Source organism: Shewanella sp. 4_MG-2023, assembly GCF_030548015.1.
In the GTDB taxonomy this organism is placed as follows: domain Bacteria; phylum Pseudomonadota; class Gammaproteobacteria; order Enterobacterales; family Shewanellaceae; genus Shewanella.
Map to the genome: position 1 here is coordinate 46,680 of NZ_JAUORL010000024.1, position 21,702 is coordinate 68,381.

22 protein-coding genes and 1 pseudogene are annotated in these 21,702 nt (G+C 41.3%); 10 read left to right on the forward strand and 13 right to left on the reverse strand.

Going from position 1 to position 21,702, the window contains the following annotated elements; translation table 11 throughout:
• Positions 1 to 14: 14 nt before the first annotated feature.
• The 4 genes from Q4546_RS13660 to Q4546_RS13675 form a co-directional block, all read right to left on the reverse strand.
• Positions 15 to 1,382: a TolC family protein gene (locus Q4546_RS13660; RefSeq protein WP_241903495.1), complete on the reverse strand. Its 1,368-nt coding sequence runs from the start codon at positions 1,380 to 1,382 to the stop codon at positions 15 to 17.
• Positions 1,383 to 1,607: 225 nt separating this feature from the next.
• Entirely contained in the window at positions 1,608 to 2,018 is a 411-nt protein-coding gene (locus Q4546_RS13665; RefSeq protein ID WP_241903494.1) for a hypothetical protein, read from the reverse strand.
• Between the two features lie 158 nt (positions 2,019 to 2,176).
• The gene (locus Q4546_RS13670; RefSeq protein ID WP_102437637.1) at positions 2,177 to 2,362 is read right to left on the reverse strand and encodes a DUF3012 domain-containing protein; all 186 of its coding nucleotides are present in this window, start codon (positions 2,360 to 2,362) and stop codon (positions 2,177 to 2,179) included.
• Positions 2,363 to 2,398: 36 nt separating this feature from the next.
• Positions 2,399 to 2,752 (reverse strand): STAS/SEC14 domain-containing protein, encoded by a 354-nt coding sequence (locus Q4546_RS13675; protein ID WP_102437635.1) that lies wholly within the window; start codon positions 2,750 to 2,752, stop codon positions 2,399 to 2,401.
• A gap of 172 nt (positions 2,753 to 2,924) precedes the next feature.
• Here Q4546_RS13675 and arfB point away from each other — a divergent pair, with 172 nt between their 5' ends.
• The 3 genes from arfB to Q4546_RS13690 all read left to right on the forward strand — a co-directional run bounded on the left by arfB (position 2,925) and on the right by Q4546_RS13690 (position 4,344).
• The gene (gene arfB / locus Q4546_RS13680) at positions 2,925 to 3,341 is read left to right on the forward strand and encodes an alternative ribosome rescue aminoacyl-tRNA hydrolase ArfB (RefSeq protein WP_076538839.1); all 417 of its coding nucleotides are present in this window, start codon (positions 2,925 to 2,927) and stop codon (positions 3,339 to 3,341) included.
• Between the two features lie 129 nt (positions 3,342 to 3,470).
• Positions 3,471 to 3,914 carry a type II 3-dehydroquinate dehydratase gene (gene aroQ, locus Q4546_RS13685; RefSeq protein WP_076538836.1) on the forward strand — a complete coding sequence of 148 codons (444 nt, stop codon included), beginning with the start codon at positions 3,471 to 3,473 and terminating at the stop codon, positions 3,912 to 3,914.
• 37 nt (positions 3,915 to 3,951) lie between these two features.
• Positions 3,952 to 4,344 (forward strand): DUF3859 domain-containing protein, encoded by a 393-nt coding sequence (locus tag Q4546_RS13690; RefSeq protein WP_102437633.1) that lies wholly within the window; start codon positions 3,952 to 3,954, stop codon positions 4,342 to 4,344.
• Position 4,345: 1 nt separating this feature from the next.
• On the opposite strand, the gene Q4546_RS13695 is transcribed toward Q4546_RS13690, so the two are convergent.
• Positions 4,346 to 6,304, reverse strand: a complete 1,959-nt coding sequence (locus tag Q4546_RS13695; protein ID WP_303446434.1) for a tetratricopeptide repeat-containing diguanylate cyclase — start codon at positions 6,302 to 6,304, stop codon at positions 4,346 to 4,348.
• A gap of 430 nt (positions 6,305 to 6,734) precedes the next feature.
• Here Q4546_RS13695 and Q4546_RS13700 point away from each other — a divergent pair, with 430 nt between their 5' ends.
• A complete protein-coding gene (locus tag Q4546_RS13700) occupies positions 6,735 to 7,742 on the forward strand; it encodes a class I SAM-dependent rRNA methyltransferase (protein ID WP_303446435.1) in 1,008 nt (335 codons plus the stop codon).
• A gap of 74 nt (positions 7,743 to 7,816) precedes the next feature.
• On the opposite strand, the gene Q4546_RS13705 is transcribed toward Q4546_RS13700, so the two are convergent.
• Positions 7,817 to 9,025 (reverse strand): tetratricopeptide repeat protein, encoded by a 1,209-nt coding sequence (locus tag Q4546_RS13705; RefSeq protein WP_102530675.1) that lies wholly within the window; start codon positions 9,023 to 9,025, stop codon positions 7,817 to 7,819.
• Positions 9,026 to 9,487: 462 nt separating this feature from the next.
• On the opposite strand from Q4546_RS13705, the gene Q4546_RS13710 reads away from it, so the two are divergent.
• Positions 9,488 to 9,697, forward strand: a complete 210-nt coding sequence (locus Q4546_RS13710) for a molybdopterin-binding protein (protein WP_076538818.1) — start codon at positions 9,488 to 9,490, stop codon at positions 9,695 to 9,697.
• A 567-nt stretch (positions 9,698 to 10,264) separates the two neighbouring features.
• A complete protein-coding gene (gene gltS, locus Q4546_RS13715) occupies positions 10,265 to 11,488 on the forward strand; it encodes a sodium/glutamate symporter (protein WP_076538815.1) in 1,224 nt (407 codons plus the stop codon).
• 114 nt (positions 11,489 to 11,602) lie between these two features.
• Here gltS and Q4546_RS13720 read toward each other — a convergent pair whose 3' ends face one another.
• Positions 11,603 to 11,869 carry a YecH family protein gene (locus tag Q4546_RS13720; protein ID WP_102437627.1) on the reverse strand — a complete coding sequence of 89 codons (267 nt, stop codon included), beginning with the start codon at positions 11,867 to 11,869 and terminating at the stop codon, positions 11,603 to 11,605.
• Between the two features lie 186 nt (positions 11,870 to 12,055).
• On the opposite strand from Q4546_RS13720, the gene Q4546_RS13725 reads away from it, so the two are divergent.
• On the forward strand, positions 12,056 to 12,382 hold the full coding sequence (locus Q4546_RS13725; protein WP_102437626.1) for a DUF2956 domain-containing protein: 327 nt from the start codon (positions 12,056 to 12,058) through the stop codon (positions 12,380 to 12,382).
• Between the two features lie 106 nt (positions 12,383 to 12,488).
• Here Q4546_RS13725 and Q4546_RS13730 read toward each other — a convergent pair whose 3' ends face one another.
• From Q4546_RS13730 to Q4546_RS13755, 6 genes are all read right to left on the reverse strand, one after another.
• Positions 12,489 to 13,751, reverse strand: a complete 1,263-nt coding sequence (locus Q4546_RS13730) for a hybrid-cluster NAD(P)-dependent oxidoreductase (RefSeq protein WP_102437624.1) — start codon at positions 13,749 to 13,751, stop codon at positions 12,489 to 12,491.
• A 102-nt stretch (positions 13,752 to 13,853) separates the two neighbouring features.
• Positions 13,854 to 15,515, reverse strand: coding sequence for a hydroxylamine reductase (gene hcp / locus Q4546_RS13735; RefSeq protein WP_102437623.1), 1,662 nt, complete (start codon positions 15,513 to 15,515; stop codon positions 13,854 to 13,856).
• A gap of 299 nt (positions 15,516 to 15,814) precedes the next feature.
• Positions 15,815 to 17,488, reverse strand: a complete 1,674-nt coding sequence (locus Q4546_RS13740; protein ID WP_303446436.1) for a VCBS repeat-containing protein — start codon at positions 17,486 to 17,488, stop codon at positions 15,815 to 15,817.
• Positions 17,489 to 17,645: 157 nt separating this feature from the next.
• Positions 17,646 to 18,425: an EcsC family protein gene (locus tag Q4546_RS13745; RefSeq protein WP_102437619.1), complete on the reverse strand. Its 780-nt coding sequence runs from the start codon at positions 18,423 to 18,425 to the stop codon at positions 17,646 to 17,648.
• 51 nt (positions 18,426 to 18,476) lie between these two features.
• Complete coding sequence (locus Q4546_RS13750; protein WP_102437617.1) at positions 18,477 to 18,971, reverse strand: peptidylprolyl isomerase; 495 nt, start codon at positions 18,969 to 18,971, stop codon at positions 18,477 to 18,479.
• Between the two features lie 101 nt (positions 18,972 to 19,072).
• Positions 19,073 to 20,425 (reverse strand): M20 family metallopeptidase, encoded by a 1,353-nt coding sequence (locus Q4546_RS13755; RefSeq protein ID WP_303446437.1) that lies wholly within the window; start codon positions 20,423 to 20,425, stop codon positions 19,073 to 19,075.
• 168 nt (positions 20,426 to 20,593) lie between these two features.
• On the opposite strand from Q4546_RS13755, the gene Q4546_RS13760 reads away from it, so the two are divergent.
• The 3 genes and pseudogenes from Q4546_RS13760 to Q4546_RS19205 all read left to right on the forward strand — a co-directional run.
• The gene (locus Q4546_RS13760; RefSeq protein WP_241900980.1) at positions 20,594 to 21,043 is read left to right on the forward strand and encodes a cold-shock protein; all 450 of its coding nucleotides are present in this window, start codon (positions 20,594 to 20,596) and stop codon (positions 21,041 to 21,043) included.
• A gap of 2 nt (positions 21,044 to 21,045) precedes the next feature.
• On the forward strand, positions 21,046 to 21,246 hold the full coding sequence (locus Q4546_RS19200) for a hypothetical protein (RefSeq protein WP_368506620.1): 201 nt from the start codon (positions 21,046 to 21,048) through the stop codon (positions 21,244 to 21,246).
• A gap of 120 nt (positions 21,247 to 21,366) precedes the next feature.
• A pseudogene (locus tag Q4546_RS19205) lies at positions 21,367 to 21,576 on the forward strand (GNAT family N-acetyltransferase); the annotation flags it as partial.
• Positions 21,577 to 21,702 lie beyond the last annotated feature (126 nt).

Sequence of the window (21,702 nt, forward strand, 5' to 3'; positions counted from 1 at the left end):
CTAATATAGTGGGTTTAATTGGCTATTTTTAGTGATTGGGTCATATCCCTTGAGGTCAATTGCTCACGCAATATTTGCTCAAGCTGACCACTATTGCCCATCCAAGCAAGCCAATTTTCATACAAGCTTGCCTCCAGCCTTAAGCCGGCAATGTAGCTACTGCTCATTTGCTGCTGACTTTGCAAATAGTCGCTGGTGGCAATATCGCCACTACGCCATTGCGTCGATAAAGCAGAGGATGCAGCCTGACCTGATTTTTGCACCAAATCCTCCCACTGCTGATATCGTTGTAACAACCGCGGCACCGCTCGATTAAATTGCATCCATTGCTGCTGCATGAGTCGCTCTTCCACTAAATAAGCTTGCTCTGCGATGCTAATATCTTCGCTGGCGGTGGCGATTGCATCACTGTAGTTATTGCGAATTTGCAATGGAATTGAGACACCAACAGCAAACTTATTGTCACTGCCTTCGCGCTCAGCACTTAAGCTAATGCTTGGGTCTTCAGCGAGATCAGCTTTCATTTGGTTTACTGTCAGCTTGGTGAGCATCACTTGTTGATAAGCACTTTTTAATGCTGGCAATTGCGGCGATACCGATTGAAAACTCGGAATTTTAGCTAAGGCAAGGTAGTCAATATTCAGTAAATTATGGGTCATGACTTCAGCAGATTGAGATGGGTTTGAAAATAATATTGGCCCTAATAGGCCATAAACGGCAGTTTCTGCGTTGAGCATTTCTTGCTCTGCAATCGCTAAGTCAGCAGCATTATTGGCCACATCCAATTGCATCAGTTGCAGCTCAACCATTGAGATATCGCCCACTTCAGCACGCTGTTTAGCAAGCGCTAATTGCCTTTGGGCTGAATCAAATTGCTGCTGATTAAATGCCAACAATTTCTGATTCTGTTGTAGGTTAGCCAATGCCAGTAACTGCTGCGATAATAACTGACTGCGGTTAAGTTCAATTGACGCTAGCACCATTTCAGATTCTAACTGTGCCACTCGAACCGCTTCACCGCGTTTATCACTCCAATCAATGGTTTGACTCACTGCGATTGAGTAAGTGTCATCACCGGGGGCGTTTTGATAATCCAAGCCAAGCTCTGGATTATAAATGGCATTATCTGCCGAAGTTAACGCCAGCTTAGTTTGCTTCATCAACACTTTCTGGGCTCTCACCTCAGGCAGTTGCTCAAATTGCGTCATTAACTCGGGGAGCCACACATTCACACTTGAATGAACTGCTGTTTGTGATTGCGTTAGTGCCGCGAGACTCCCATTAGAGCCAATATTTTTGTCGACATCAGGTGTCGAACTATGCGCGTTAGCTGCAAATAGCGGTATCGCAATTGCAGTCGCAATGAGGGTTTTTCTCATCATAAATCCTAGATTTCAGTATTAACTGAAACGCTATTGTCAAATTTACGATTAATATTTTTCAGTAAAAAATTATCTAAGTTCAGTGTGTTAGTACTGCTAAAAGCGACAGACACATACACAGTTTCTCATTTAGCCAATAAAGACTAGATGGCACTACTGAGCTGAATTGATACAAATTAGATAATGGTGAGAAATAATATTAATCACATAAAAATCAAAAAGGATTTATGCGATAGGGGGGCGGTAACTTAGACGAGATTCAGGCGGTAAGTAATCTTCAATGAAGGTTTTTGGTGATTCAGAAAAGGGAATACTTGGCAGCAGATTAGCCACAATGCCAATGGCAGTGGCTGAACCACCGTGACACTGACAATCTAAACAAAGCTCATAGCTTTGGTTTTGAGTATTATCATTGGTCGCATGTTGATGGTCTGCTACGGCAAATAAACTATCAACATCATTCTTATCACAAATATCTACTGGGGCAGAAAAAACCAAATGTGAATGATTTACGTCTTCTTGTTCGCTTTCTCCAAGATGCAGTTGATGCCCGCCAAAGTTAGTACTGAAAAACTGCAGTAACATAACGGCGATCATATACTTGGCATATTTTTGAATAACGACCAATGAGTGCAAAGCGTACCTTAGTGGTTCTGAGTGATTAAATCTTAGCGATTAAGTTGTGTAACTGAATCGGTAAATATGACTGCGAGTGTAACTGAAAGTTCACCACTCGCGACCATTAAATTCATCAAGCAATACTTAGATCACAAATTATCATGCTAAAAAATCAATTAAAATACACAATGCTTCGCATAATCAGCCGCTTCATTAGCAGTCCAATCACCGCTAGGTTTTTCTTTCATTTGCTTACACCACGCCTCACTGCCTACTTCTGGTGAACAGGCACTTAGACCGATAATTAATAAACCTGCGCTTAATACAGCGGCGATTTTTGAATATGATTGTGTCACTGACATATTTTCTACTTCCTTGAGATAATTAACCAAATATAATTATTGTTGTAGCCAAGCTATGGCTTGCTGCTTTTGTTCAAGTGGAAACCATGCCACTTCGCCCTGCATAAAAGGGCCGAGTAAATTTACCGCATTACCAACCCAGTCAGGGCCGCCGACAAACACTAATGCATCAAAATGGGGTAATTGCACTTTATCGCCCCCAGACAAGGAGCTGACATCCCAACCTTCAAGTAACACGTCCGCCTCTATGTATAAGAAAACCTTACCAGTTTGCTCGCGATAGTCTGTGATTAAAGGTTGTAGTTGAGTGCGATAGTCTTGGGTAGATAAACGCCCACTAACGAATAAGCTAATAACGCCTTTAGCGATATCGGGGATTTGGCACAACATAAAGCAACTCCAAACGGTCAATGTGGCCTAGTTTCTAGATAATTATTGATAGTAACAAATCTTATCCGCAGTACTAAACAAAAGTTTGTTAAACTCAAGTGGTAACAAACAATAAACTCGAATCAGCCCCCTTAAATAGACCCAAGTAAATGGTAAAAAGTAGAATCATATAATGATCAAGATAACCAACAGCGTCAGCATCGAAGATAATGAAATTGAATGGCAATTTATCCGTTCAAGCGGCGCTGGTGGGCAGCACATTAATAAAGTTTCCACTGCAGCGCAGATTATTTTTGACATACGTCAGTCATCGCTACCTGAGTTTTATCAGCAAAAGCTATTGGCCAAAGCCGATCATCGCATTACTAAGAGCGGTAAAGTGATCATAAAATGCCAACAAAGCCGCAGCCAAGATTTTAATCGTCAGCTGGCATTAGAGCAGTTTATTGAGCTAGTAAAAAGTGTCGGTATAGTGCAAAAAAAACGTATTGCCACCAAAGCAACTAAAGGCAGTCAACGCCGCAGAGTCGATGCCAAAAAGCAGCGCGGCGCTACGAAAGCGCTACGAAAAAACAAATCTGATTATTAAGCTGCAATCGTTTTCAAACTCGCCTTAATACAGCCATGAAAATTTATCCACTTATGGCAATAATTACATGATAAATTAACCTTATTCGGTATTATCAATACTCATCAGTAGCAATTTTAAGGAAAGTGCATGACGCCCAAAGCCAAGATTTTACTAGTTAATGGCCCTAATTTAAATTTATTAGGCCGTCGTGAGCCAGGCCTTTATGGCAGCGATAACTTAGACACCATTGTGGCAAAGTGTCAGTCTCAAGCCCATGGTGCCGAATTAGACTTTGATCATATCCAGTCTAATGCCGAACATGCACTTATCAATGCGATTCATGCCACTGATGCCAAGTTTATTGTGATCAATCCTGCCGCCTTTACCCACACCAGTGTCGCCCTGCGCGATGCACTGCTTGGGGTGAATATTCCGTTTATTGAAGTCCATATTTCAAATGTTCATGCTCGCGAGCCTTTTAGACATCATTCTTATTTATCAGATAAAGCGGTCGGGGTAATTTGCGGCTTAGGCATTCAGGGCTATGAGTTTGCAATGCAAGCCGCTATTAGCCAGCTGAGCAAGGATTAAAGAAAGGACTAGCGTTAGCTATAGAGATCTACAAGATATGAGTAAATTAAAAGCAGATGTCAGTATTATTCAAGCGGGGATTTTCAGTCAATGGGATTCTGATAGTGATGAACTGCCAAGATTTTTAAAAGCCACCGTACATGTGCCTGCTGAAATAGACATTGAATTTGGCTTTGTCACCCGTATTCGCAAAGCCAAAAATCAAGTGTTAGGTTACTGTATTTATCACCCCGATATTCCCGATGCAGAAGGCAATATTCAAGCGCCTTTCGATGGTGAAGTGTACATCAAAGAAAACGATTGGAAGTTTTACCTTGGAGACTGTATTTGGGCGCCAATTGACAACAAAGTCGGCAACTGGCGCATGACCCTAGAGCTAAACGGCAAAGTTATCGCCGATAAAACCTTTAAAGTGCATTTGCCTGAATAAGTTATTTTTCCGCAATAACCGCGCAATTGCGTCCAGCTTGTTTAGCTTGGTATAACGCGGTATCGGCAAGTTTGAGGATTGAATCCCACTCTTCGACTAGCCTTTTGGCTGTTGTCGGTCGACTTGCGCCAATCGATACTGTCACCACTAAATCAGCAGCTGGAGTTATAACGGCTTCAGTGCTAATAGCCTGATTAAAACGGCTTAACACTTCATCCAGAGAGGTGGGGTCGGCTTCGTCAACTTGCAATAATATAATAAACTCTTCACCGCCCCATCGTACTAATACATCCCCTTTACGAATGCTGTTCGATAAACGCTTGGCAATTTCTGTGAGCACGATATCCCCAGTATCATGACCATAATTATCGTTCACTTTTTTAAAGTTATCGCAGTCAATCATCAACATACAATAATAAGCATTCGGAAATGCGGTTAGCTCATGATGAATAAAGTGCTCGATATAGCGGCGGTTGTGTAGTCCTGTGAGTTGATCGTTATTTGAAGCTTTATACAAACTTTTATTTGATGTTCGCAGGCTATCGATGTTCTTTTCACTTAAAAAGTAACGTCTAATTAATAACACTAAGCCAATAGCTAAAATAGCCAAAGCTAACAACCATATTCTTTCTTGTAGCTCTTTTTTATCAAGAGTGGCGGCCTTCAGTTCATTTTCTGCGGTTAATAAGGCAATTTTTTCATCTTGAAGCTGGCCTTCATACAAGGCTTTTAAGGCAAATAACTGTTCTTCACGCTGATTGAAAAGCAGCTTTTGGGTGCCTTCATAATAAGTGGTTAATTGCTCAATGGCCTCAGGGTATCGCTGCTGTGCTTGATAGACTCGCGCCAATAATTCATAGGACTTTAATAGTGAGTCTTGGTTATCAATGGCCTTAAGCCCTGCCATGGCATTGTTGGCATAATCACCAGCAGTGGCGCTATCACCCTTAAATAAACTGACCTCGCCGAGACCCATTAAGCATTCGTTATAAGGTAATTGATCATGCACTTGCTTCGCGAGCTCAACACATTCCATTGCCACTGGCTCAGCCTCAGCAAAGAGTTGCTGACTAATTAATAAGTGGGTCTGGGTCATTAAGGCGTTGACAATAAGCTGGTTATTATTGGACTCCCGTGCCACGGCAATGCTTTTTTCACTGTATTGGGTCGCCGCTTCTATATCATTAATTTCTAGCATATTGTTACTAGCATTACTGTATAGGATCACTAAGTACTCAAAGCTGACATTATCACTTTTAAGATATAACTCAGTGGCTTTTTTATTGTATTCAATCGCGCTAGGCCAATCTTCAACCATAGAATAAAGCACTGATATATTTGAATATAACTTAAATACAAAATCGCTATTATTGGTGGTTTCAGCCAGTTTAATCGCTCTTTGATAATCCTCAATCGCCAATTCATACGCTAAACTTCGCGAGTGAATTATGCCGCGAACATTAAGTGCACGAGCCAGTAAGCGGTTATAATGCAGTTGTTCAGCTAAGCTAATCGCTTGCTCTATAAGTCGCAGCGCTTTTTTACCTTCACTTTTTCTCGCCGCCAAGGTGCCTTTAATGGTTAAGCCTTCAGCCATAATCCAGTCTTGGCCGCTATCTAGGCCAAATTGATATAAGGTTTTAGTGGTTTTTTCTGCCGCCTCAACATCAGACAGTACAAATTGAACGTTATAAAGGATCAGATAATAAATGGTTTTAAAATAGTCATTACCATCGATAACACCTTGGGATTTTAGTTGCTCTAAAGCCGTTAAGGTGCCTTCAGGGTCTTTATCAGCCCCAAGATATAACGCCGTTAATTGCGGCCCGTGTTCAATGCTGGCAATCTCATCTAATAAATCGAAAACTGGCGGCTTTGCTGCAGTTGCTGCGGTCGAAAAAATACCGCAAAAAAAAAGCAATAATACGGGTAATAGTGAATGGCGCAGCAGATGATTCAAATGAACCTCGTCGTTTACAACTAACTAAATCGAAAAATTAATCAAATAGCGAATACTTGGAATAACTAAAGCAGAGAACCGCTACGGCATACTCTTGAGTTGACGGAGCATAAATGGTCTTACAACCCCAACTTAGAGTCATCTGCTATTTCGCTCGACAATTACAATATAAAAAACTATTTCGATTATTTTCAGATATTTACAGGATGTGAAAAGGTAACAGATTTCGTTAAAGAGTGTGGATATTTTCGATGAAAAATATGGCTAAGGCTACAATTTGTTACTTTTAAAAATAAATATGAGAGCTTGATTTCAGTGCTTGTTACAGAGGGCATATAAATCCTCCTTCAGAAGCGGTAACACATACCGACAAGTAACTCGAAGCTTGATATAATCCCTTTTTGCCTTTTTAATGCTAACGAGCACAATTATGTCATTGCAGTCTTCTCTTACTCACGCCATTAATCAACGCGCTGAATTTTTTAAACAAGCAGCGCTTCAACAAACCGATTGTTTTCGGGTATTTCATGGCACAGTTGAAGGCGAAAATGGTCTTAATATTGACCGTTATGGTAATGCATGGCTCATTCAAACATTCCATCAGACCTTAACTGAGCAACAGCTTGCGCAAATAACTGAAGTCCTTAACGCACATATTGAGTTACCTATTATCTACAATGACCGTGCTAAACGTAATTCACGCATTGAAAATAATCTTGCTGATGACTTCAATGACTTTGCCTGTTCAGAGCAAGTTATCCAAGAAAATGGCATCAAGTTCACCTCAAAATTACGCCATGAAGGCCAAGACCCGTTATTGTTTCTCGATATGCGTATCGGTAGAGAATATGTAAGAGCCAATAGCCAAGGCAAAACCGTGCTAAACCTATTTTCATACACTTGCGGTATTGGCACTGCAGCAGCCATGGGCGGTGCAACTCGGGCAGTTAATGTGGATTTCTCATCATTTGCTTTGGCTGCAGGCCAAAGGAATGCTGAGCTCAATGAGGTAGCAGATACTTGTGAGTTTATTCAAAGCGATGCTTTTCCTGCGCTGCGTCAATTAGCTGGTCTTAAGGTCGGTGGCCGCCGCGGGCAAAAATTACCTAAATATCCCAAGCTAGCCGCGACTCAATTTGATTTAGTCTTTCTGGACCCGCCACGTTTTGCAAAAAGCCCATTTGGCACCGTTGATCTGATTAATGATTACCAAGGTTTATTTAAGCCTGCAATGCTAACAACAAAAAGTGGTGGCACCATAGTGTGCTGTAACAATGTCGCCAAAGTGGAACGAGAAGCCTGGCTCAACAGCTTAGTGCGCTGTGTTGAAAAACAAGACCGCAGTGTCAGCTCAATTGAATGGTTAAATTGCCATGAAGACTTCCCTTCTTTTGATGACAACCATCCCCTTAAGATTGTCGCACTAACTATTGATTAATTAATTCATAATGATAAAAAAGCCAGCTGACCTCTATGATGCAAGCTGGCTTTTTCTTTTTAAATCGTAATAACCTACTGCTCAGCAAGCCCTTTTCTAGCAACTGAGTTTAACCAATTGAGTTTGGCTAAATATTTCTGCTGGTTTTCCCCTAGGGATGTTAACGTCAACGCCTCTTTCAAGCTCTGCTTAGCTGCATAGGGTTTTCCCTGTGCATTGAGCGCCTTGGCTAACTCATAATAGGCCTGATGGAAATAAGGGCTATTTTTGATGAATTTTCTAAAGAATATCTCTGCTGCTCGGTAATCTTTTAACGCTAACGCTTCTATTCCCATGCTATACCAGCCATAAGGGCTTTCATTTTCCAGATCCAATAATTGCTGACTAATACTCTGCGCTTCATCTATTCGACCTTGAGAATTCAGAACAAAGCTGTAATTACTTAATAGACTTAGTGAGTTAGGCTTAAATTGCAAACCATACTGATAATAGGCTTCGGCAATATCATAGGCTTCAATACGGCGGTGTACTACTGCCATCATATTAATCAAGGGTACATAATCCGGTGCTAATGACAGGCCTTTTTGCATTAACGCAAAAGCTAATTCAAGCTTATCATCCAATAAGGCATCAGCAGCTAAATTACGGTAAAACATGGCTAAAAATTGACTGTCTGATACCACGCCACCATTGCGGTCGTTACGATCAGGAAAGTAATCAATCACAGAGAACTCTCCGCCATATAGATATAAATTTGATTTTGAATCACTGCTATCAACCTCATAAAGAAAGGTACGGACATGATCCGATGACACCATCAAATCCTTGGTGATGACGGTCACAAGGGGCGCACTATGCACTACTTGAAAAACAGCTTTAACATTTAAGAATTTTGCGACGCCATAGGTCAACATAGCTAGAGACATACAATTACCAGATTTATTTAACCACGCATCACTGGCATTAAAGTTTGAACCTTCATAGTTAAAATTAACCACTTTTTGACCAATAAATTGACTCACTTTTTTTCTATTGGGTAAAGCAGCAATTTCTTCATCGGCAATAAACGCCAATAACTCCCGCTCTTGTATCGGTGTTAGTTGAGTCAAACTCTCAATGGATGGCACAGTATATTTGCTGGCTTGAAGTTGGAGTAAACTACTCGCAGCAGGCATTTTCACATCAACTGATAAGTTTTTTTGGGACATTGAACTGCACGCAGATAAGCTCAATAGACTGATGACAACGATACTAAATCGGTATATCTCTTGTTTGATAAACATCCTGTAAACCCTTCTCCTTAAGCATATCTTCACTCAACTTAATCACTCAGCACATGTAGCGACTCACATGTGTAAAAATTAAGCTAACATGATTTTGATATGAGACAAATACATTCATTAGCCCAATCCTGATAAAGGAAGCCTATACTTGATGACGTCTAGTACTTACCACCTTAAGTGTAAACACTTGATTAATTGAGCATTTCACCTTAAGCCCTATAATTATTTACCCTTAATAACGCTCATCGTTTAACCCATTAAGTTTTACTATTTCTTCGCGCTTATCCCTCGCAAAAGTTAACCTCTGAACAAGCAAAATTGAATTTATCAATTAAACTTAGGCTCATGGTTCATTTTTACGCACAGTGGAACGAGCCATACATTTCGCTTTAAAAATTATAAATACCTTATTTTTATAATTAATATCAGCATATTGACTCATTAATAGGAAATTTAAATATTATGAAAATCAGCGCTCGTAATTCACTGGTTGGTAAAATCACCTCAATCGAAGAGGGTTCTGTAAACAATGAAGTGGTCATTGAACTTGCACCAGGAGTTGAGATCACATCAGTAGTCACTAAAAAGTCTTGTCAGCAACTTGGTTTAACTGTGGGCGGTAATGCTTACGCGATTATTAAAGCTAGCAATGTCATGGTTGCTGTTGATTAATACCCTTTACCATTTGGCTGTTACAGGTTTATTTAAAGTACATAAAAGTACCTATTAGCCCGCTTTAGCCAGCGCTATATGAGCGAAATGAACTTCCTTTTATTTCGCTCATATATCTATAAACATCAGCATCGGCAAACCACTCCAATGAGCAATTTTTCAGTTTTAGAATAAATAGCACACACCATAAAACATACTATGTAATCTGCTTTGATTGAGTCTAGCGGCAATTATTTATCTTAAACAGAGCCAGATACAGTCACTAAAGTGACTTTTTATTCCTCAAAACTCAGATTCTCCACCTGCAAATTCACAACATAAGCAGTGCAATTAAGCTAACAAAACCACCTTTACAATTAACATCAAGGGTTTAGCTTTTAATAACTTGTTAAATCAGCTCAACAAATGAACGACACTTGGCCTTTTAAGGCAATCCCCATGATATTTACCGCTAAGTTCCTCTATAATCAATATAACTAATAAATTAAAGCAAAATATTTATGCATATCTAATTGTGATATCTAATCACATTGTGTAACTCATTCAGTGCAAAACAAAAGGAGTTCCATGAATACTGTTTATTCTATTGGAGAGCTTGAATCTTTCCTCGTGGCAATTTTGGTACTATTCATTGGCCATACAATTAATCGACACGTACCTTCTTTCAGAAAATATAATATCCCAGAACCCATCGTGGGTGGACTTATCGTTGCAGGCGTAATCACCATATTACACTTCAACAAAATCAGTTTAGAATTTACTCTTTCAATGCAAAATACCTTGATGCTGATGTTTTTCAGTACCGTGGGGTTAGCGGCAAGTTATAAGCTATTAATGAAAGGCGGTACTAAGGTCATTGTCTTTTTAGGCATTGCATCTTTATATATCATTATTCAAAATGCGGTGGGCGTTAGCTTAGCCAGCGCTTTAGGGCTAGAGCCGATAATGGGCTTAATCGCTGGTTCAATTACCTTATCAGGTGGTCACGGCACGGGTGCTGCTTGGGCGCAAACCTTCCAAGACAACTATGGTATTAATACTTTAGAGTTTGCCATGGCAGCGGCCACCTTTGGTCTAGTCATGGGCGGTATTATTGGTGGTCCAGTTGCCCAGCGCCTTATCAATAAACATAATCTTGTTTCTTCATATGGTGTGGGTGGTAATCATCACGTAGATCATCCTGACTTAGTAACCTATGACCAATTAGAAATTGATCGCGTTACCGGTAAGAAAATTTTAGAAGTGCTATTCATTCTGCTGCTATGTGTGGCAGGGGCTAAGTGGTTCGGCAAATTTGTTAGCTCCATGGATATTGCATGGTTAAAAATGCCTGACTTTGTTTATGCCTTATTCTTTGGCGTGGTCATCACCAACGCCACTGAGTTGAGTCGCGGCTACAAAATCAACAGTGAATGTGTTGATATTTTAGGTACTGTGTCCTTGTCACTGTTCTTAGCGATGGCATTGATGAACCTAAAGCTGTGGGAAATATTTGATTTAGCGGTACCGCTATTAATCATCTTAGTGTCTCAAGCGGCTATTTTAGCGGTGTTTGCCTACTTTGTTACCTTTAGATTAATGGGCTCAAACTATGACGCTGCAGTGATGGCTGGTGGTCATTGTGGTTTTGGTATGGGCGCAACCCCAACTGCGGTAATGAACATGGGCGCATTAGTTTCACGTACAGGTCCGTCGCCACAAGCCTTTATGGTAGTGCCTATTGTAGGGGCATTCTTTATTGATATTGTGAATGCCATTATCTTGCAAGGCTATTTAAGCTTTATGGGCTAGCGCTTAATACGCGAGTTTAACCGCTCGCTTTAGGGCTTAGTTAAAGCTAAACACAGATACAAAAATGCCAGTCAGTGACTGGCATTTTTGTCTTAAAGAAAACCGAATCCGCGACTAAGCCGTTGCCTCTTGGGTTTCTTTACCTGCACAGTGACCACATTGATTAATCACAAAACCAGCTTCAGTTTCAGTTAAACGACCGTTGCTAATAAACAGTTCAACTAACTGTGCGGCGCTCATATCACTGGCACGACAAGTATGAAACTCTGCATTTTCACCAAATTCTGCTGCCATCAACGCCAGCCATTGTTGTTGTGGCTGCGGGGTATTTTGATCTTTCATCAATTTGATAACGTTACGACCATGAATTGATTTTGACATTAGAATTCCTCAACAGTTAAAAAGCTATTTTACGACACAATCACTATTCCACTATTGCGTTAGCTCATGGTTTAACAAAAATTAACCTACTGAATTATCATCTAGACGCTGATTGGCTATAGTGAGCCGCCCACGAGGCTGTTAAAGTAGTAACTAAGCAGCAATCTAATCAAGAAGTAGAGCAACATGGCAAAAAGTATCTCTCAAGAAACCCAAGCTGAAGCAATGAAAATGGCTAAGGCTACTCAAAAACCTTCACAAACCAAAGAACAGACCAAACTCATCGCTCAAGGTATTGAGAAAGGTATAGCTGAATATAAGAAGTTGCAGAAAGCCAAAGCTCGTGGGGCTGATAAACAGCGGAAACAGAATCTTAAAGCTAAAAACCAGCTCAACCATGATGTAGTTGAACAGCAGCAGCCGCCACAGTCTCAGAAGTCATATTTACCCTGGGTGTTGCTTATCGCCAGTTGGGTCGGATTTATTGCATCTCATGTCCTGCAAGCAAACTGATCATTCTTAGCTAAGGGGATAAGGCGCCCCATTTATTATTTTTGCCACAAAGCAAAACAGTCAGCATAGCTGACTGTTCTTAAATTAAATCTTGCTGCAAATTAGCTTACATTTTTAAGCTGACATCTGAAGTGATTTTAGTCGAGCACGCTAATACATACCCTGCGGCAATTTCTTCAGCTGTTAATGTCATGGTACTGCTAGATTCAGTAGTCCCTGAGGTCACCTGGCACTTACAGGCGCCGCACACACCACTTCGGCACGCTGCGATTATCGGTAGCCCTTCAGACTCTATGCCATCAAGTAAGGTTTGCTCAGCCGATAATGCAACTTTTTTATCCTTGATTGAAAGCATGAAGTTGCTAGTTGTAGCCGCAGTATTTGTGCTGCTTGGGGGTGATTTAACCGCGCCAGTAAAGCTTTCTTGATGGAAGTTTTTCATCTCGAAACCACTGGTTTCAATCAAGGATTTAACTGACACCATGTAAGGCTCTGGGCCACACACAAAAATGGTGCGAGTCATAAAATCAGGCACTAATGCTTGCAGCTTTTCAATATCGATACGGCCTAACATACGGCTGTCGTTGCCAGTATGATTAACGCCTTCAACAAGCTCATCTGCATTTTCAAGCAGGTAACTTAATTGAAATTGAGCACTGCGATAAGCCATCGCACCTAAGCTATCAGCAAAGATAATATCTTCATCTGTTCGAGCGCTGTGCACAAAGGCAATATCACTGCCTACTTTGGTATCGAGCAGCCAACGTGACATTGAATACATTGGGGTAATGCCACTGCCAGCACTTAAAAATAAATACTTTTCAGCCGCTATATCCACTAAGTTAAAGGCGCCATCTGGGCCGACTAAGGTGATGATATCGCCTTGATTAACCTTATCAGCTAAAAAGTTTGACACTTTGCCACCAGCAATGCGCTTCACCGTGACCACAATTGAATAAGGTCTAGATGGAGACGATGACATGGTATAACTGCGATAAACTATTTCGCCTTCAATCTCTAATTTGAAGGTAATAAATTGCCCCGGTTTGTAGTTAAACTTAACAGGGGTTAAACCTTGAAAACGAAAGCTCACTACATCATGGGTTTCATGCCATTTTTCAGTACAGCGCAATTGCACTTCACCACGTTGCCACTCATCAGCATTTAATAATAACTGATTTGCATTGATGGATTTTTTTGCTTCAGCAGTAGTTGTAACCTCAGCCGTTTTCTTTGCTGTGGCAGCCAATGCACCCGATATTGAAAAACTCGGCGCAGCGCTGACCTTAGCAACTGACTTTTTGTTGTCATCTTTTGTTGATTGGGCGGCTGATAACGCTGCTGAAAATGAAAATCCTGATGAACTCATATTGCACCTGTATGGGAAACCATGTGTTAGAAGTAGAAAGTAAAAAACAGACAATAAAAAGGTGATATAAGCGCTAAGCCTATATCACCCAATAACCACTATTTAAGCCGCATTAATCATCGCTTTAAGATCTGACTCAACATCAGTGGTGTTACGTAAACCAAATTGGTCTTCTAACACTTTTGCTAAGTTTTCAGTCAAAAACGCTGGCGGAGTTGGGCCTGTACGAATGTTTTTAACGCCCAGTGATAATAGTGTCAGTAACACCACAATCGCTTTTTGTTCAAACCAAGACAGTACCAAGCTTAAAGGCAGTTCATTGATATCACAGTCAAAAATATCTTTTAATGCTAAGGCTAACTGTATAGCAGAGTAAGCATCGTTACATTGACCCACATCTAATAAACGTGGAATACCATTAATATCGCCAAACTCAAGTTTGTTGAACTTGTACTTACCACACCCTAAGGTCAGGATAATGGTGTCATCAGGCACTGATTTAGCTAAGTCAGTAAAGTAGCTACGTTCAGATTTATCGCCGTCACAACCACCGATTAAGAAAAAGTGCTTAATAGACCCATTTTTCACGTTCTCAACTACTGTTGGTGCCGCTTCCATTAAGGCATTACGTGCAAAACCAATCGTAATCGCATGTGGGATTTCATCGTAGCTAAAACCTTCAAGCTCAAGGGCTTTGTCAATCACAGCGCTAAAGTCTTCACCTTCGATGTGAGCAACACCAGGCCAGCCAACAATGCTACGGGTGAATATACGATCTGAATAATCGCCCACATTAGGGTCAATAATACAGTTTGAGGTCATCACAACAGCGCCTGGGAAAGTGCCAAATTCACGCTGTTGGTTCTGCCATGCGCTGCCGTAGTTACCCACTAAGTGTGGGAACTTTTTAAATGCAGGATAAGCTAATGCCGGTAACATTTCGCCATGAGTATAGACGTTAATGCCCTTACCTTGAGTTTGCTCTAAGATAAGTTCTAAATCTTTCATGTCATGACCTGACACTAAAATCGCCTTACCTTTAAATGATTTGGTGTTTACTTCAGTTGGCTCAGGGTGGCCAAATGCCGTCGTTTCACCCGCATCTAACATCGCCATTACGCGATAGTTTAATTGACCGATTTCCATTGCGGTAGCAAATAGCTTGTCGCCATCAACTGAGTCTTCGCCAAGGAATGACATGATTTGGTGAAATTCACCGGCCACATCGGCATCAGTTTGCTCAAGTACACGTGCATGCTCCATGTAAGCTGCTGCGCCTTTAAGGCCATATAAGCAAAGTAAACGTAAGCCCATGATGTCTTCATTAACATCGTCACCACGGTTTGGCAGTGCAACTGGAGCTTGTAGTAGCATTTCAGGCTGAGAAGCCGCTAAGTTAAATTCAGCTTGAGCTATCACTTCTTCAGCAGCAACGCCTTTTTCAGCGCAGGCTTGTTCGTATGCAGCTTTTAACTTGTTACGGTAAGTTTGAGCTTGATGTGCGTAATCAGCTAAACGTCCATCATCAAAGTTCACATTAGTTAATGTGGCAAAAAATGCCTTAGGAACAAAGGTATCAATCTCGGCATCGATGATATCGAACTGACGCGCCTTAACCGCATAAGCAGAAACGCCCTGCAACATGTAGATTAATAAATCTTGTAGATCTGACGTAGATGCTAACTTACCGCACATACCTTGAGAATAACTACAACCGTTGCCTGCTGGGGTTCTAACTGTTTGTTCGCATTGAATACAAAACATCACTTTGCTCCTGAATTTAATCATGCATAATATTTACATGTTTAGATGCAGTGTACTTAGATCAGCAAAAATCTAAACTGATTTTTACAATATTTAATCGATTTTATGATCTAGATCAGTTTCAGCATTCACTAATATTTAGCCCTATTCACATCGGTTTTATCAATAAAGGCATCATTTAATTAGTCATTTTGTGGTTCATTTAATCGCCAAAACCAAATTGAAAGCACAAAAAAACCAGCAAGTGATTGCTGGTTCTTTTCGTGTGTGTTTTGAGGCGTTATAAGCCTTAAAACTGATTACTGCGCCAATAGTACTGAGAAGCTTCGCTGCAGATTGTCAGGATCTTGTTTGCCAAATTTAACTAATAAATCATCTTTACCATCGGCATTGATATCGGTTGCCGACAGCATCGAACCTTCAACTGGAATGATCATATCCCATTGCTGAGATCGTTTACTAAAAGGCGCGCTACCTGCCTGACCCAAATAAATATCTAAGGTTTCATTATCATCAGACAACAATAACTCTTTATAACCATCGCCATTGATATCCGCTAAGGCCACGACAGGCTCACCACTTTGGCCAGAACTTAGGCTGAAGTTTAATTCAACTTCTTTACTGGCATTGGCCTTTTCACCAAATTTATTCGCACTATTCATTTTAAACACATGAACATCTTGATCAATACTGCCAGACAGCAAGGCGCTGACGATCTGCGAAATACTAATATCAAAACCTGACACAATCACCTCATCGACATTGTCATTATCAATATCATCAAAACGTAGCCCTGTTAAGGTACCTTCAGCTTTAATAATCGTCTCAGGTTCGCGGCCAAAAGCCACCACGCCATCGTTATTACGTCCTAAGTAAATTTCATAGTCATTGGTACGATCAAACACCCCAGAGCTTTTGGTATATCTGACCACCAAGTCAGTAATCTCATCGCCATTCACATCACCAATACGCTCAACTTTACGGTACAGTAAATCACTTTGATCTAACGATTTGCCATAGGCATCACGCTTATTCCACCAATCAATACCACTGATGGGTTGACTCACCGAAATATATTCTGCGATCGCGGCGAACTGCCCTTGATCGTTTTGATAATACACTTCGAGCGAGCCCTCACCGACTTTGACAATATCATCGCGACCATCAAAGTTCATATCACTGTGATAAAGCGTAGCGCGGCTATATTCAGCGCCATTATTGGTCAGCTCAACTTGAGGCAGTAACGGCAGTGATTGTCGGATGAATTGAGTATTACCAGCACCGAGCAATACATGCATTTCTCTAAAGTCACTTATCAGTACATCAGCAATATCATCATTATTAATATCACTGACAAAATCACCACGAGAGATAAAATCAGCATGGCCTGTAACAGCTAATGAATTAATATCAGCAACGGCAACTAACTCACCAGAAAGCGGTTTTGCTGCAGTATCTGTTTGTTGGCTGGTAATTTGTTTAGGTGAAAGTGAAGCTGAAGGATCTTGCACTAGCATGTCATCAGCGGAGATCGCATCTGCTGGGAGCATACTCACATCTAGCTTGTTAATAGCGCTATTAGCCGTAACTGGGGCATAACGTAGTAATTGCTCTGCAGTGACGAAATACAGCTGTTGCAGCGCAAGCATGCTATCAGTATTAGAGTCGATTTCATTAATATCAAAGCTATAAATATCTTTGTTTAATAATACTTTATCTAGCATCACTAATTGCTTATCGACAATGCCGTATACAGCAAACCAGCGCTGATGTTCATCATCAACACCCAGTGCTAGTAACTCATTGCCCTCATTATCGAGTAAGTTAACGCTTAATACTGGATGAGTCAGTTCAAATTCGGTATCAACTGTAAAAGTGGTGAATTTTAGCTCTGTATCTGCAGCAAAAGCTGGATGGATAAAAGGTAAAATACAACAGCTTGCTACCAATAGCGCGCGGGTTAATTTATTCATCCTGAAAACATATCCTTAAACATTATCTTTAACTTATATAGTTAAGATAACCTTGATTGAATAAAGTTCATACAATGAAATTGTTACCACTTACGTATCGAGAACGATTCAAGCTGTAAAAGGAATAGGAATTGACTAACAACTTATCTTGCCAAGATCAAAGTGTCTGATAGGTTAGCTTTACTAGTTCTTCACCGTACTTACGCTCAAGTTTACGCACGATAAAGTGACCTCTTGCCATGTCTTGAAAATGATCGATAAATAAGGTGTTAATGATCGCCCCACCCGCAGCGCCTATGGCAGGTACAGCTTGAGCGGCCACCTTTTGAGTCACCTGCACGCCAAAGCGCTCTGCCACCACGGTCACTAATTTAACCATCATTGGCGCAGCTTCTTTACTAAAGCCTTTAGTGGCAACGTATTCAGCCGCTTCAGCAATTGAATTGGCTAACACGGTGCGCACCGCAAAGTAGCCTTTTTCAGCTTGATCGTCATCATTTGACTCACCCCCTAGGGCAAAGACTTCTATGCAGGCCATTTTAGTGGCCACTTCATCGAGTTGCTCACCCTCACTGCGAGCAATATCGGCAATGGATCGCAACATGATGGTGGTTGAAATTGGTAGCTCTAATGCCAATGCGCTTAAGCCGAAAAAGCCCCCCACACCACCACTCACTGCAACACCGAGTTTGTGCCAACGATCAGAAGATTGCTCATGGGGGATGTTTTTCATGGTAAATAGCGCCGCATCCGAGGCTTTCATCAACGCCATTTCTGTGACTTTGCCAATACCATTACTGACACTTTTAGGCAGTAGCGCAAAACCTTGCTCAATGGGCGAGCCAATAAAATCTGTGATTTTGGCTGCTAAGCCGGGGTTTTCAAGTAACTGCTTAGCCTGCACTAATTGGGCATTATCTTCTACAGATAGACTCATGGCTTTCCCTTCTTTCACAGCCGCACGATTAACAACAGCGCTAATAGCTCACTAGATAATGGTGACTTTCTCAATCACTATCGCCGTTTTAGGCACATCGTCATGACCTGCTACCGTGGCCGTTTTAGCTTTTTCAATTTCTTTGACCACTTCAATACCGGCAACCACTCTGCCAAAAACCGCATAACCCCAACCGCTGTTGGTGGTCGCTGTGTGGTCTAAAAAGCTATTATCAGCAGTATTAATAAAAAACTGCCCGGTGGCCGAATGCGGCGCATCGGTTCTTGCCATTGCTATGGTGCCAAGTGTGTTACTCAAGCCACGATTAGCTTCATTAACGATAGGATCGCGAGTGGGCTTTTCTTTCATCTTGGCAGTAAAACCACCCCCTTGGATCATAAAGCCTTTTATCACCCGATGAAAAATAGTGTAATCATAAAAGCCATCCTGACAGTACTGTAAAAAATTCTTCGAACTAACAGGGGCTTTTTCCATATCCAGTTCAATATGGATATCGCCAACATTGGTGGTAAAAATAACGGTCATGGGATCTCAATTTAACAACGAAAAGTTAAGCTCAATTATAGCGTTTATCCTATGCTTCAGGCTATAAATAAGCGTCATGCTTTAAGTCAGATAAAGTAAGCTTATTTGCTACTATTAAACAAATCCATTGCCGCGCGTGTCATTGCCCGCACGCCGGTGCTGATAGTTAACGGATAATCTGGGGCAAACTTACTCGAATGCAATGATGGCAAGCTGTCGCCGCTATCAATACTGGCTTGATACACGCTTGGCTCAACAGCCCCTAACCAAAATAAAGTGATCGGAATATTTTGCTCAGTTCGGCCATATAAGCCAAAATCTTCTCCGGCCATAACCTGTGGCGCTAGCACCACATTATCTTTTCCTAGTTCAGCTTCAATGCTGGCCTTAACTTGGGCAGCCAATGCTGGGGCATTATAAGTCGAAGGTATTTTTTCATCTTCATGGACATACACTTCAGGCATCAGTTCATCAGGTAAACCCGCACTAATCGCAATGCCCTTAGTGATACGTTTTATGGCAGCGATTTGCTGCTCACGTACTTCAGGGTTATATGATCGCAGAGTTAATTGCAGCTTCACTTCATTGGAAATAATATTATGTTTTGAGCCGCCATGAATTGAACCCACTGTGACCACGTTTGGCTCAAGGGGTGACACTTCACGGCTTGGAATGGTTTGCAATGCTAATACTGTGCGCGCCGCCAGAACCACAGGGTCTATGGTTAAATGGGGGTAAGCACCATGGCCACCTTTGCCTTTAATGCTGATATCCACCGAATCCACATTGGCCAATGCATAACCACTAATAGAGCCGACTTTACCAGCAGGAATAGATGCACTGACATGCAAACCTAACACCTTATCAGGAGTGGGAAACTCGCTAAATAAACCTTGCTTGAGCATGGCTTTTGCGCCGCCGCCCATTTCTTCTGCAGGCTGGGCTACCATCATCAAAGTGCCTTGCCAAGCTGACTTGTGCAACATCAATTGCTCGGCTGCGCCAATCATGCTGGTCATATGAATATCATGGCCACAGCCATGCATAATGCCCACAGTATTGTTATGTGCATCTTGGGTTGTCACTGTCGATGCATAAGCTTTGCCCGTTTGTTCAATAATAGGTAAAGCATCAATATCGGCGCGGATCATCACCGTAGGCCCGTCGCCATTTTTGAATATGCCCACCACGCCGTAGCCGCCATAATTATCAGTGACTTCAAAACCTAATTGCCGTAACTCTTTTGCCATTCTGGCACTGGTATTTTTCTCTTGATAGGACAGTTCAGGGTGTTGATGAAGGTGAGTATAAAGCTGTTCAAGTTGTGGTAATGCTTTGGTCACTGAATCATCAAGATCTACAGCGCGTAACGAGGTGGTGGTTATCGTTGCAGCTAAAGCCAGTGATATCGACAATGCTGTTGGTATGGCTGTTAAGCGTGCTGATAATGTCATGGTGTCTTCCTTGTTGACTGTTCATCTTGACTGAGAATCTTGACTGCTAAAAGTCGTAGTCGCTGATAATTACTATTTATTATATTGAATTAATAACCTAGCATAGCCTTGGTCAATTTTATAATGTGTTGTAAACATTTAGCCGTTCAAAAAGGAAACATACTCGTGATGATGGAAACAGGTCGATTAGTTCGCTGGAATAGCAGTAAAGGCTTCGGTTTTATTGAGCCTGATGAAGGTGGCAAGGACGTGTTTATTCATATTTCAACCCTTAAACATATGGCGAGAAAGCCCATTCAAGGTGATCAAATTGCGTATATCGTAGCGCAGCAAGCTGACGGTAAAATTAAGGCGATCGAAGCGCAAATAGTGGGAGTTGCCACAAAATCAGACAGCCATGCTCACCAAAACTCAACACGAAATAACAGTGGCAAAAAAAGATCGCCGATCAAAATGCAAAAAGCCACCACGGCTTCTGGCACCATGAGCCGGATCATTATTATTCTGATCGTTATCGCCATCGGCCGCTTTGCTTATCAAGCTTACTATGACATCACTAATGCATCTGGAGCAGGTGCATCTGGAGCAGATGCACCAATCCAAGAACCAAGGAAATAAAAGTGACAATAATAATCGAAACTGAACGCCTAATCATTCGTGAATTTAATCTTGGCGATACAAAGGCTGTGCTTGAGTTTAATTCAGAGGAAGTCAACCGCTACACTGGCGATGCAGGCATGTGTAATAACATCGAAGATGCAAAAAACATTATTCAGGACATCTGGTTAGCAGAATACCAGAAATATGGTTTTGCTCGTTAGGCTGTAGAATTAAAAGCAACCAAACAAGTCATAGGCTTTTGTGGGTTTAAATATGATTTACGTATTAATGCAGTAGATATAGGCAATCGCTTACACCCAGATTTTTAGGGTAAGGGCTATGCCACAGAAGCTAACCTTGCCAGTATTGAGTATGCTAAGAAACATATGGATTTAGATATTATTTACGGCGAAGTCGTAAACCTTAATCTTGGCTCAGTCAACATCATTGAAAAGTTAGGTATGACGTTTATCAGACAATATGAAGACGAAGGTTTTACCCTGCTACGATACGCAATCTCGTTAAAAGGTAATCCGCTGCCAGCTGATTAATTGGATTCAAAGCACAAAAAAAGCGCCAACGACTTCTATTAGGGCGCCCTTTATCCATCCAACTCTTTATCGTTAGTTAAGGCTAAAAATACGCTGCCCAGCCGATAACAAAACCTTGGGAAGCTG